We start from the raw sequence: 12,013 nt of genomic DNA on the forward strand, positions 1-12,013 counted from the left end.
GACCGATCCTTCCTCGGAGTCGTCGGCCCCCGCCCACGAGCCCGTGACGGATCTTTCCGACCTGCCGCCCCTCTGGTCGGTGCCCCGTTTCCTGGCGCTCCGGCCCGCGGTACCGCTGGTGACGGCGCTGGCGCTGTGGCTGTACGCGGTCCGGCACACCGATGTGTCGCACCTCGACGACTACGGCCTGGTCACCGCGCTCCACCCGAGCTTCTGGGCCGGCCTCGCCGTGCTCACCGCCGGCTTCTGGTTCACGGTCCGCGACCGGCGGCGGCCCGGCGGCTGGTCGGCTGCGTACGTGCTCGGCCTGCTGGTGATGGAGCGGGCCACCCAGGCCGTGCTCTATCCGACCCCGCTGTACGCCTGGGCGTGGAAGCACGACGGCGTCGTCGACCACCTGTTGACGGCCGGCGGGCTCCAGAACGCCGACCGGATCGGTGACATGGCGGTCTACGACCAGTGGCCGGGCTTCTTCGCCGCGCAGGCGGCGTTGGTGCGGCTGCTGGGCGTGGACTCGGCGGCGATGTACATGGCGTGGTGGCCGCTGGCGTCCAGCCTGCTGCTGCTGCTCCCGCTGCTGCTGATCTACCGCACCTTCACCGAGGACCGGCGACTGATCTGGACCGCGGTCTGGCTCTTCTACGTCGCCAACTGGGTGGGCCAGGACTACTTCTCCCCCCAGTCCGTCGCCTTCGCGCTGCATCTCGGTGTGCTGGCCGTGGTGCTGCGCAGGTACGGCCGTTCCGGTGAGGGCGGCGGGCGGCGCGGGCAGGCCGTCTGGACCGCCCTCGTCACCCTGCTGGTGACGGCGATCGTCATCTCGCACCAGCTCACACCCGGCATGCTGGTCGTGTCGCTGCTCGCGCTGTGGCTGCTGCGCCGCCACCGGGACTGGGTTCCGGTGGTCACCACGGTCGTCATCTTCCTGGCCTGGTGTCTGACGGCCGCGCTGCCCTTCCTGTCCGCCGCGCTGCCGGACATGATCCGCGCGGTGGGCGACGTCGGCGGCAACGTCGAGACGGGGTACGGCACCACCCCGACCGGCACCGGGGCGGTGGCGACCTCGTGGGCGGCCCGACTGCTGTCGGGTTCCGTCCTGCTGCTGACGGTGGTCGGAGCGTGGCGGCAGCCCGTGCTGCGGTACCGCGCGACGCCGCTGCTGGTGATCACGGCGGCACCGCTGCCGATGTTCGTGGCGAGCAGCTACGGCAGCGAGATGATCTTCCGGGTGCTGATGTTCATGCTGCCCGGCGTCGCCTTCTTCGGCGCCGCCGCGCTGCTGCCCAAGGTGCGTACCCTCGCCGCCACCGAGGCGGCGGCGGAGGCGGCGGCGGAGGCGGCGGCCGGGGCCCGCCGGCAGGGCGAAGCCCGTGCGCGCCACGGCTTCGGCTTCCGTACCGGCTTCGGCCTCCGGGTCTGGGGCCCGCTGCCGGTGCTGCTCGCCGGGACCCTGGCGTTCGTCCCGAGCTACTCGGGCAAGGACAGGATCAGCTACTTCCCGCCGCAGGAGGTGGCCCTGGTGCGGCAGCTCTTCGACGAGGCGCCCGAGGGCTCGCTGGTCGTCGCCGCCAACCGCAACTACCCGCTCGCCTACGCCTCGTACGGGAGTGTCGACCACTACTGGTTCCTCGAGGACGACCGGAGACACGTCGACGAGATCGTGCGGGACCCGGCCCGCACCCTCGCCACCGACATGGCCGGGGTGGAGCGTCCGGCTCGGGCCTATTTCCTGTTCACCCGGGGCCAGTCGGCCGACTCCGAGATGAACGGGCAGCTCACCGGGGCCCAGCTGGACCGGGTCCGGGAGTCCGTCGCCGCGTCGCCGCGGTTCCGGCTGGTGGCGGAGACCGGCGCGGGAGTGGTCTACGAGCTGAGACAGGGCGAGGACGAGGGAGCAGAGGACGACGGAGCAGAGGGGGCGGGGCGATGACACCGCAGGACTTCGTGATCAGGATGCTCCCGCCGTTCGGCGGCTGGCTGGCGCTGGCCGCGCTCGCCCTCCCCGGCGGATCGCCGCTTCGGGGTGCGGCCGTCGTCGTCTTCCTGGCGGCGGGGCCCGGTGCGGCCCTGGTCGGCCTCTGCGGTCCCGCCCTGCGCATACGCGTGGCGCGGGGGCCCGTCGAGCGGCGCGACCCCGACTTCGCCCGCCACTCCGACCTGCTGGAACGGCTGATGCTGGTCGTGTTCGTCAGTATCGGCGCGGTGATGATCGTCGCGACGGTGCTGATCGCCACCCATGCCTTCAGCGCACAGCGCGTGCTGTTGGCCCTGACGCTGCTGACCACGCTCGCCGCGTTCTTCCCACGGCTGCGTGCCTCCCCGCCGAGGACGCCGAGGACACGGAAGGGTTCCGTCCTGTGAGGTTCGCCCGTCCCTTTCACCGTATCGCCGCCGTCCTGCGCCGCGCCCGGCGCTCCACCGGCACGATCACCGCTGCGCACCCGGGTCCCGGCCCCGGCACCGGTCGGCACCGCACACCCGGAATCAGGTCGGCCGCGAACCGCCGGCGGTCGTTGATCACCTCCGCCGTGGTCGTCTGCGCGGTGCTGGTCGCCGTACTCGCGCTGCGCGACGCCTCCGGGATGGGAGAGAGGTGCCGGCCCACGGAACTGCTCGAACCGCCGTGCGGCGCCTGGTTCGGGGCGTTCGTCCCGCACGAACGGGCCGACCTGGAGGAGAGGGTGAAGGCCTACGAGCGACGAGTGGGCCGCAAGCTCGACATCGTGTACACGTACCACGACATGTCCCTGCCCGAAGGCTCCCGCAGGGAGGGGCAGTTGCTGAGCCGGGAGGAACAACGGGTCGGCGAGGACCGCATGCTGCTGCTGTCCTGGGAGAGCAAGTGGTGGGGCGGCACGAAGGGACAGCAGCCGACGTGGAAGGAGATAGCCGACGGCGACCTGGACGCGACCGTGATCGACGTCCAGGCCCGGCGCCTCAAGGACTACGGGCAGCGCACCGGGAAGAAGGTCTTCCTCTCCTTCGACCTGGAGATGGACACGCGCACCCCGGACAACGGCACACCGGCCCAGTACGTGAAGGCGTACCGGCACATCCACGACCGGTTCCGGGAGCTGGGCGTGGACAACGTGGTGTGGACCTGGATCGTCACCGGGTACCTGGATCACGGTGACCTGTTCAAGGGGATGTACCCGGGGGACGAGTACGTCGACTGGATCGGCTACAACCAGTACAACTACTACCGCTGCCACAAGACGAAGTGGCTGACCTTCGAGCAAACCCAGACGGCCACGCACGACTGGATACGCGAGAACATCTCCGCCGACAAGCCGTTGATGCTCTCCGAGTTCGGCTCGGCGGCCGACGGCTCGCGGCCGGAGCGGCAGGCCGAGTGGTACGCGCAGGTACCGCCCGTACTGAAGGGGCTGGACGGGGTCAAGGCCGCGCTCCAGTGGAACCACCGCGATCCCGGGCCGTACTGCGATCTGGCCGTGGCCAACGAGGCGGCATGGGAAAGCCTGCGCGAGGTGGTGTCCGACCCGCACCTGAACCAGCCGACGAAGTGAGGTGACCGGACGGTCGCCCCGGCGCGGCCGGGGCGACCGCCGCAGCGACCGCCGCAGCGACCGCCGCAGCGACCGCCGCAGCGACGGTCCGAAGACGACCGCCCGGTCCGTTCAGCCCGCGAACTCCGGTCCGCGCAGGGCCGCTCGGGCGTGCCGGTACCAGCGCCAGCCGATCGTCTTCGGGCCGTCGCGGTAGGGGGCGACCCGGACGCCGCCGCCCGCCAGCCAGGTGGCGACGTCGGCGACGGTGTGGCCGCGGCGGACGATGAGGCGGGCGATGCGGTAGCGCTCGTCGCGGTCCGAGCTGAGCGCGTGCCGTACCGCGGTCGCCGTCTCGTAGCCGGCGCGGGACGCCATGGCCCTCACCCGAGGGCTGTTGTAGCCGTGCGGGTAGGCGAGGTGGGGGACCGGATGGCCGAGGGTGTCCTCCAGCACGGCCTTGGAGTCGACCAGTTCGGCGCGCAGCCGCCCGGCGGTCAGCGTGTCCAGCTGGGCGTGGCTGACCGTGTGGCTGCCGATCTCCATGCCGGAACGTTCCAGCTCCACCACCCGGTCCAGGGTCATCATCGGCGCCGGCGGAAGCAGGCTGCGGCCGTCCGGAGTGATGGCGCCGGTGGTGAGGTACGCGGTGGCGGGCAGGGCGCGTCCGGCCAGTGCCTCCGCGGTGGGGCCGGGCAGGTCCGCGAAACCGTCGTCGAAGGTGAGGAGCACCGGCCGGGGCGGCAGCGGCGCGCGTCCGGCCAGATGGTCGGCGAGAGCGCTGATGGTGACGGGCGTGCGGCCGCTGTCCACGACGGCGTCCAGATGGGCCGCGAACTCCCGGGGAGTGACGGTGAACTCGGCGATCCAGTCGGGCGGATCGTCCATCACGGCGTGGTAGAGGAACACGGGGACGGCCGCCGGGCCCTGCGACGACGCCGTCATCTCGTCCCCCTCCCCGTCCGGCTCCTTGCCGCCCGCCGGGCCCGCAGATAGCCGACCGGGCCGTACAGCATCCCCTTGCGCTGCAGACGTGAGAGGCGATGCGGCCAGGGATGCGTGCGGGTGTCGTGGTCGCCCGGCGCGGCCCCCCGGCCACCGGGGGCATCGGCGCCACCGCCGTCATCCCCGCCGCCGGTGTCCCGTACGGCGGTCAGCCCGCGGGCGTGGGACAGACCGCGGGGCACCCGGGCGAGGAACGCCGGCAGCAGCGCGGGCCGGTTGACCAGGATCGCGGTGAGGTAGGCGGTGAGTCCGGCGCCGTAGCCGAACGCCTGGGTCTCCAGGTCGGCCCAGGTCTCCCGGTGGTGGTGCCACACCAGCGCGCCGGGCGTGTAGTGAAGCCTGTGCCCCTGGGTGAGGACCCGGACGAACCCGTAGAGGTCGTCGCCGCCCCGGGCGGGCGTTCCGGCGCCGGTGGCCGGGTCGAAGCCGCCGACCCCGCGCAGCACCTCCGCACGGAACGCCATGTTCGCGCCGGAGCCGAACCGGCCCGCGGTGAAGGGGAACAACGGCTCGTCGCGGGGCGGGTCCTTCGGGTCGTACGTCGTCGGGGTGAACCCCTTCGCGAAACCGCCGTGGCTCTCCAGCAGGACCTGGGCCGGGGTGCGGAGCCGGGCGGGCAGGATCAGGCCGGTGGCACAGCCGAGTCCGGGGTCGGCGGCGAAGGGCGTGGTCAGCTCGGTGAGCCAGCGGGGGTCGGCGACGACGTCGTCGTCGGTGAACGCGACCACCTCGCCGCGGGCGGCGGCGAGCCCGGTGTTGTGCGCGGTCGCGAGCCCGGAGACCGGCTCGCACACGTACCGCACGCGCTCCCCGTACTTCCGCTCCACCAGGTCACGCGTCTCGTCCGTCACGGGCGCGTTGTCGACGACGACGATCTCGAAGTCCGGATGGTCCTGCGCGAGGAGCGAGTCGAGCGCGCGGGCAAGCTGTCCGGCCCGCTCCCGGGTGGCCACGACGACCGAGGTGTGGGGCGGCGGTGGTCCGGCGGTCACGGACCTCTCCGCGCCCTGCCCTCGCCCCGCGGCCGGCTCCTGCCCGTGCTCCTGCCGTGCGAGCGCCGCCAGGACCGTTGCCGGATCAGCCCCCTCCGGCACCCGCCCCAGCAGCGTGCCCACCGGCCGGCCGGACCGCCTGACCAGGACGAACACCTCTCCGTGCGTCACCGGTGGGCTGCCCGGACCGGGTCTGAGGACGGTCTCCTCACCGTTCAGGTCCAGTTCGGCGACCTGAACCGCTCCGAGGTCCAGGAACCGCCGTATCTCCTCCTGCGTACGTGCCGTGCGGGCCATGAGCCCTTCCCCTCCCCATGAACGGTCCCCATGAACGTCCTCATGAACGGTCCTCGCGAACTGTCCTGACGAACGGCCCCTCATGACCGGCGCAGCCGCCCCGCCCCCTTCAACGCCCGCGACGCCAGCGAGGCGAGACGAGGGTGGGCGCGGACGAAGCCGTGCGCACGGCGTACGGGCCCGCGGCGCAGCAGATGCAGCGCGGCGCCCAGGCCCGGACGCATCGCCTCCCCTTCGTAGACGGCGAGTTCGCCCGTCTTCAGCGAGTCCTTGTACTCGGCCGGGCCCCGCCCCATGTCGAGCAGGCCGATGCCCTCGCCGGCCGCCGCCTTCGCCATCCGCAGATGCAGCACCAGTCCCGGCGAGTACTTCGCGAACTCCACGTCGTACGCCGGGAACCAGCAGGCCAGGACCGAGGCCGAGCGCAGGCCGAAGTGCGCGGCGACGGGGCGGTCCCCGGCATACAGGACGGACAGCGTGCCCGTGCACTCCGGTGCCCGGGTCTCGGCCAGGCGGCCCACGAGCCGCGTGATCCACTCCTGCGCGAACCGGTCGCGCCGCCCGGTCCTGCGGTACTGGGCCGACTTCCACTCGATGAGAGCGCGCAGCGCGGCCGGTTCGCGTTCGTCGAAGACGAACCGCACCGGTCCGGCCGCCTGGCGGCCGAGCCTGCGCTCCTTGGCCAGCGTGGTCTTCAGGAACTTGGGCGACTGGGTGCGCAGTACGGACTCGTAGGTCTCGTAGCCCTTCTCCACGTCGATGACATAGGTGGTGTGCTCCTCGGCCGCGTGCGGGACGAACAGGGCCTGATCCGCCTCCAGGTTGTCGAAGGCGAAGCTCGACACCGAGCAGGCGCGCAGCAGTTCACCGGTGTCCGGGGCGAGGCCCGGACGCAGGACGGCGCCCTGGCAGTCCGACACCCCGAGCCCGATCGCCCGGCCCTGCCCCCACGCGCCCCGCTCGTACGGCAGGAAGCCGGCCGGTTCGGCGGACGCCCCCTCGTACAGGACCGCCACCCGGGCCTGCGGCCGCACCCGGGACACGGCGGTGGCGAACTCCGGTTCCATGAACGGGCTGCGTGGTGCGTCCGTCGCGGCGCGCAGCTCACGCCAGCGTTCCCGCTCCCCCTCGCCGAGCTCCTCGAGCCTCAGCACACGTGTGCGTCCACTGCTCACCTGACCCCCCGATCAAGTCCCCCCTGGACTCTTGGAAGGTACCGCCCGGGACCACCAGGGCGGTAGGTAGCAGACCATGTTGTTGCCAAGTGGTGCAGAGGCCTTTAACAGGTCCGTACCCGCCGATGACGGAAACGGCCGGGCGGGCGGCCGTGGCGAGGCGGGCGCGCGGTCGTGGTGAAGCGGTCGGGCGGCGACGGCCCGGCGGTGGGGCGCGAAGGATAAGGGGTGAGGACGTGCGGACGGAGACGTTCCGGTCGAGGGTGAGTCGGGTGGGCACGGTGTCCGTATTCTCTGATCATGGCCGCACCCACCGATTGTTCACTCATCGCCACCGACCTGGACGGGACGCTGCTGCGCGGCGACGACTCTCTCTCCGACCGGTCTCTCGCCGCACTGGCGCTGGCGACGCGGGCCGGTGCCCGGCATCTCGTGGTGACGGGCCGCCCGGCCCCCGGAGTGCGGCCGCTCCTGGACAAGCTGGGGAGTACGGGGCTCGCGGTGTGCGGACAGGGCGCGCAGGTGTACGACGCCGGCGCGAACCGGCTGCTCCACTCCGTCACGCTGGACCGGGAACTGGCGGAGACCGCGCTCGGCAAGATCGAGGCCGAGGTGGGGGAGGTGTACGCCGCGGTCGACCAGGACGGGGTCGACGGACTCACCCTGATCGAGCCGGGCTACCGGATGCCGCACCCGACGCTGCCCGCCGTCCGGATCGGCCGACGGGACGATCTGTGGGTGCTGCCGATCACCAAGGTGCTGTTGCGTCACCCCTTCCTGAGTGACGACGAGTTGGCGGCGACGGCGCGTTCGGTGGTCGGTTCGCTGGCCACGGTCACCATGTCGGGGCCGGGCACCGTGGAACTCCAGCCGTGCGGTGTCACCAAGGCGACGGGGCTGGCGCTGGCCGCCGAGCACCTGGGGCTGAGCCGGGAACGGACCGTCGCCTTCGGCGACATGCCCAACGACATCCCGATGTTCCACTGGGCGGCCCACGGTGTCGCCATGGCCAACGCGCACCCCGAGCTGAAGGCGGTGGCCGACGAGATCACCACGACGAACGAGGACGACGGCGTGGCCGTCGTCCTCGAGCGGTTGTTCGGCACAGCGGGCGGGGTGGGGCGGGGCGGCACGCGCCCCGACACGTGCCGTCCCGGCCTCCGCGCCGACGGGTGACCCCGTGGGCCGGGCGTGCCCCGGTGCGCCCGGACGTCTCAGTAGGCGCCGAAGACGTTGTCGATCGAGCCGTAGCGGTCCGCCGCGTAGTTGCAGGCAGCCGTGATGTTCGCGACCGGGTCGAACGGGTCGAAGGCCGTGCCGGGCACGTGGTACGCCTGGAAGGTCGGGTCGATGACCTGCAGCAGGCCCTTCGACGGGGTGCCGGCGACGGCGTTGGAGTCCCACAGGTTGATGGCCTGCGGGTTGCCGGAGGACTCGCGCATGATGTTGCGGTGGATGGAGTCGTAGCTGCCGGGAATGCCGTGCCGCGCCATGATCGACAGCGACTCGCGGATCCAGCCGTCGAGGTTGTCCGGGTACGCCGTCTCGGTGCCGGCGGCGGCCGGGGCGGACGACACGGGGGTGGCGGGAGCGGCGGCGGCGCTGGTGGCGCCGAACACCGGAAGGGCGATCGCTGCGACGCCGGCGACGGCGAGGGAGCGGACGAGGCGGGTGCGGCCGAAGCGGCGCCGACCGGATGCGGGCATGGCGGGCATGTGTGCGTTCCTCTCCTACGCCTGCGAGGTGAGCTGTCGGGTTCGGGCGGGAGAGTGCCCGGCCGCGCCCCTGAGGGCATGGCTTCACCCCGAGCCGTCCCGGTGCGAACCGGTCCGGCGACTTACCTGGGTCCCCCGCTCCTGCCGTGCGTGAGTGAGTTGATCGACGGGTGGTGCGGGCGGTGGCAGGATTCGGCGTCCGCCCGACAGGCCGGGAACGTATGCGAGAGCGCATGTCGGGAACAAGCGCGAGCGTCACGTATGACGCCATTTGATCTTGCTTTGGGCTATTTGGGGGACTTGATCCCCTGCGGGTGCCGACGGTCAACTCGCGTTCGGTGGAAGGGGAAACGCCCGTACGGGGGAGTCGCGGAGGTGTCGGGGTGTGCGTGACCGACCTCACTGGCCGCACCGCGCGGGCGCATTTGCCGCCAACGGGAATTCGATTGTCAATTACGGCAAATCGGGCACCGGGGCGGGCAGGATGGATCGTGTGTCGAGATGTGGTTCGGGGTGTACCGGTGCGCGGGCGGGTTTCGTCAGAGAAGTTGACAAATGCCCCTTTTTGTCACCTGATCGGAAACGATCTGATGGTGATCCGATATCGGAGGACGTCGTGACGTGCCGTTCGCGCGTGCTTGGGTGAGTTTGGGGAATGTGGGTGCTGGCGGTGATCGAAACATGACCGGATACGCTGACTCGAGTGATGTCAGCGACCTGTCGACAACCAGCGACCTCTCGGTGAACGGTGCAGGACGTCTGAGCGCCAGTGGACACCAGCAGACAGGAGACCCCTCGTGACCGTCGTCGGGCCATTCGGGCTGAGCGTGCGGGACCAGGCTCTGGAAGCCGATGTCCGGGCCGGGATGACGGCTGTCGAGGAAGGGCTGCTCGAGGCCACCAAGAGTGAGGTCCCCTTCATCACGGGTGCCGCTCAGCACCTGGTGCGGGCCGGCGGCAAGCGGTTCCGGCCGCTGCTCGTGATGCTCGCCGCCCAGTTCGGCGACCCCTACGCGCCCGGCGTCGTACCGTCCGCCGTGGTCGTGGAGCTGACCCACCTGGCCACGCTCTACCACGACGACGTGATGGACGACGCGGGTGTGCGGCGCGGGGTGCCCAGCGCGAACACCCGCTGGGGCAACTCCGTCGCGGTCCTCACCGGCGACTTCCTCTTCGCGCGCGCCTCGGACATCCTGGCCGACCTCGGACCGGAGGCCGTACGGGTGCAGGCGGAGGCGTTCGAGCGGCTGGTCTCCGGTCAGATCATGGAGACCGCGGGGCCGCAGGACGGCCGCGATCCGGTCGACCACTACCTGGACGTCCTCGGTGGCAAGACCGGCTCACTGGTCGCCGTCTCGTGCCGGTTCGGCGCCATGATGTCCGGCGCGGACGACACGGTCGTGGACGTGCTGACCCAGTACGGCGAGCGGCTCGGGATCGCCTTCCAGCTCGCCGACGACGTGCTGGACATCGCCTCCGACTCCCACGAGTCCGGCAAGACCCCGGGCACCGACCTGCGCGAGGGCATTCCGACCCTGCCCGTGCTGCGGCTGCGCGAGCGAGCGGCCCGGCTGGGCCTGCCCGAGGACGTCGCGCTGTGCGAGCTGCTGGACTCCGACCTCAGTGACGACGGCCGGCACGCCGAGGCGCTGCGACTGCTGCGCGCGCACCCCGCGCTGGAGCAGGCCCGCCGGGACACCGTGCGCTATGCGCAGGAGGCGCGCGCGGCGCTGGCACCGCTGCCGGAGTGCGAATCGAAGAAGGCCCTGGTCGAACTGTGCGACGCGGTGGTGCACCGGGCCGGCTGACTCGCCCGCCGCCCCCGACCCCTACTGGTCGGGGGAGGAAACACCTCCTCGTGTCATACCGCAGCAGTACACGGAGTTGAGTCCGGGGTCTGACGCTTCCTCTCGCGGTGTTTGGTCAGATGGACCATGACGGACACCACTCCTCACCGATTCGGGTGAGAATGGCGGCTCAGAGTGTGACTGGTGCGAGGAACACGAGACGCGGGCCGCCGCCGACCACGGAGGTAGGGCACACATGGCACCGTACGAATCCGACGACACGACGACCGCGGGGGCGACCCGCGAGCCGGGCGCGGGCCGGCGCAGGGCCGCGCGGTACGTCGTCCCGGTCACGGTGATGGGAGTGGCGGCCGCGACCATCGGGCTCGTCCCCGCGATCGCGAACTCCGGCGACCCGGACCTGCCGGAGATCACCGCCGCGCAACTCATCGAGAAGATGGCCGAGTCGGACACCGAGCAGCTGTCCGGCACCGTGAAGATCACCACCGACCTCGGACTGCCGGACCTCGGCGGCCTGGAGAGCAGCCTGGCCTCCGGCGCCCTGGACCGCGGCGAGGGCGGCTCGTCCGCCGACCCGTCCGCCAAGCTCACCGAGCTGGCCTCCGGTACGCACACCCTGCGCGTCGCGGTCGACGGCCCCGACCGGCAGAAGGTGTCGCTGCTCGAGAGCGCCGCCGAGTACAGCCTGATCCACAACGGCAAGGACGTCTGGGGCTACGACAGCGCGTCCGACGAGGTCTACCACGGCATCGCCGACGAGTCCGCCGAGGGTGGATCCGCCGAGGGGGAGAAGGGGAAGCAGCAGCCCCCGGCCACGCCGAAGGACTTCGCCGAGGAGGCGCTGAAGGCGGTCGACGACACCACGTCCGTCACCGTCGACGGCACCGCGCAGGTGGCCGGCCGCGACGCCTACAAGCTGGTCGTCAAACCCAAGCAGTCCGGTTCCACGGTCGGTGCGATCAGCATCGCGGTGGACCACAGGACCGGGACGCCGCTGAAGTTCACGCTGACCCCGGCGAGCGGCGGTGCCGCCGTCGTGGATGTCGGCTTCACCAAGGTCAGCTTCGACCGGCCGGCCGCGTCGACCTTCGACTTCACCCCGCCCAAGGGCGCCAAGGTGACCGAGGAAGGCGCCCTGGAGGACGGGAAGAAGGGAGGGAAGCTCACCGGTAGGCCGGAGGGCGCCCCGAAGTCCGAGGAGGACCTCTCCAAGGGGCTCGACGGACTGAAGATACTCGGCGAGGGCTGGAACTCCGTCGCCACCTTCGACACCGGCGCCGAGGGGGGTCTGCCGACCGGCTCCGAGGGCGGTGACCTCGGCGGCTTCCTCGGCTCGCTCGGCGACCAGGTGAAGGGCGAGTTCGGCACGGGCACCGTGTTCAGCACCCGCCTGGTCAACGCCCTGTTCACCGAGGACGGCAAGGTCTACGTCGGTGCCGTCACGAAGGACGCGCTGGTGAAGGCCGCCAACGAGGCGAAGTAACGGGGAAGCAACGGGGGGAAGCGGGTCCCGGG

The 12,013-nt window shown here is 71.6% G+C and carries 10 protein-coding genes and 1 riboswitch; of the genes, 6 read left to right on the top strand and 4 right to left on the bottom strand.

All coding sequences use genetic code 11. The features are described from left to right. The first annotated feature begins 43 nt into the window (after nucleotides 1-43). From JL475_RS04560 to JL475_RS04570, 3 genes are read left to right on the top strand one after another with little or no spacing between them, the layout of a single operon-like run. The gene (locus JL475_RS04560; RefSeq protein WP_202275554.1) at nucleotides 44-1,930 is read left to right on the top strand and encodes a glycosyltransferase; all 1,887 of its coding nucleotides are present in this window, start codon (nucleotides 44-46) and stop codon (nucleotides 1,928-1,930) included. Continuing rightward, the gene (locus tag JL475_RS04565) at nucleotides 1,927-2,361 is read left to right on the top strand and encodes a hypothetical protein (protein WP_202275555.1); all 435 of its coding nucleotides are present in this window, start codon (nucleotides 1,927-1,929) and stop codon (nucleotides 2,359-2,361) included. Before JL475_RS04560 ends, JL475_RS04565 begins: the two co-directional genes overlap by 4 nt. Next, a complete protein-coding gene (locus tag JL475_RS04570) occupies nucleotides 2,358-3,527 on the top strand; it encodes a glycosyl hydrolase (protein ID WP_307824972.1) in 1,170 nt (389 codons plus the stop codon). The genes JL475_RS04565 and JL475_RS04570 overlap by 4 nt, the downstream gene beginning before the upstream one ends. A 111-nt stretch (nucleotides 3,528-3,638) precedes the next feature. On the opposite strand, the gene JL475_RS04575 is transcribed toward JL475_RS04570, so the two are convergent. The 3 genes from JL475_RS04575 to JL475_RS04585 form a co-directional block, all read right to left on the bottom strand. After that, nucleotides 3,639-4,451, bottom strand: coding sequence for a polysaccharide deacetylase family protein (locus JL475_RS04575; protein ID WP_202275556.1), 813 nt, complete (start codon nucleotides 4,449-4,451; stop codon nucleotides 3,639-3,641). Continuing rightward, a complete protein-coding gene (locus JL475_RS04580) occupies nucleotides 4,448-5,800 on the bottom strand; it encodes a glycosyltransferase family 2 protein (RefSeq protein ID WP_202275557.1) in 1,353 nt (450 codons plus the stop codon). Before JL475_RS04580 ends, JL475_RS04575 begins: the two co-directional genes overlap by 4 nt. 80 nt (nucleotides 5,801-5,880) lie before the next feature. Beyond that, nucleotides 5,881-6,954, bottom strand: a complete 1,074-nt coding sequence (locus JL475_RS04585) for a GNAT family N-acetyltransferase (RefSeq protein WP_307824973.1) — start codon at nucleotides 6,952-6,954, stop codon at nucleotides 5,881-5,883. Nucleotides 6,955-7,275: 321 nt separating this feature from the next. Here JL475_RS04585 and JL475_RS04590 point away from each other — a divergent pair, with 321 nt between their 5' ends. Next, entirely contained in the window at nucleotides 7,276-8,151 is an 876-nt protein-coding gene (locus tag JL475_RS04590) for an HAD family hydrolase (protein WP_202275559.1), read from the top strand. Nucleotides 8,152-8,189: 38 nt separating this feature from the next. Here the strand turns inward: JL475_RS04590 and JL475_RS04595 are convergent, their stop codons facing one another. Continuing rightward, nucleotides 8,190-8,681 (bottom strand): transglycosylase SLT domain-containing protein, encoded by a 492-nt coding sequence (locus tag JL475_RS04595; protein ID WP_202275952.1) that lies wholly within the window; start codon nucleotides 8,679-8,681, stop codon nucleotides 8,190-8,192. 12 nt (nucleotides 8,682-8,693) lie between these two features. Beyond that, nucleotides 8,694-8,857: riboswitch (cyclic di-AMP (ydaO/yuaA leader) on the bottom strand. Nucleotides 8,858-9,487: 630 nt separating this feature from the next. Between JL475_RS04595 and JL475_RS04600 the strand changes: the two genes are divergently transcribed. Together JL475_RS04600 and JL475_RS04605 are read left to right on the top strand one after the other, a co-directional pair. After that, complete coding sequence (locus JL475_RS04600) at nucleotides 9,488-10,498, top strand: polyprenyl synthetase family protein (protein WP_202275561.1); 1,011 nt, start codon at nucleotides 9,488-9,490, stop codon at nucleotides 10,496-10,498. Between the two features lie 235 nt (nucleotides 10,499-10,733). Further along, nucleotides 10,734-11,981 carry a DUF2092 domain-containing protein gene (locus JL475_RS04605; RefSeq protein WP_202275562.1) on the top strand — a complete coding sequence of 416 codons (1,248 nt, stop codon included), beginning with the start codon at nucleotides 10,734-10,736 and terminating at the stop codon, nucleotides 11,979-11,981. Nucleotides 11,982-12,013 lie beyond the last annotated feature (32 nt).

It is taken from the genome of Streptomyces sp. M2CJ-2 (assembly GCF_016757295.1).
Classification (GTDB): domain Bacteria; phylum Actinomycetota; class Actinomycetes; order Streptomycetales; family Streptomycetaceae; genus Streptomyces.

Coding starts and splice junctions, on each gene's coding strand:
- JL475_RS04605 (WP_202275562.1), top strand. CDS start 10,734: ATGGCACCGTACGAATCCGACGACACGACGACCGCGGGGGCGACCCGC.
- JL475_RS04595 (WP_202275952.1), bottom strand. CDS start 8,681: ATGCCCGCATCCGGTCGGCGCCGCTTCGGCCGCACCCGCCTCGTCCGC.
- JL475_RS04575 (WP_202275556.1), bottom strand. CDS start 4,451: ATGACGGCGTCGTCGCAGGGCCCGGCGGCCGTCCCCGTGTTCCTCTAC.
- JL475_RS04580 (WP_202275557.1), bottom strand. CDS start 5,800: ATGGCCCGCACGGCACGTACGCAGGAGGAGATACGGCGGTTCCTGGAC.
- JL475_RS04565 (WP_202275555.1), top strand. CDS start 1,927: ATGACACCGCAGGACTTCGTGATCAGGATGCTCCCGCCGTTCGGCGGC.
- JL475_RS04590 (WP_202275559.1), top strand. CDS start 7,276: ATGGCCGCACCCACCGATTGTTCACTCATCGCCACCGACCTGGACGGG.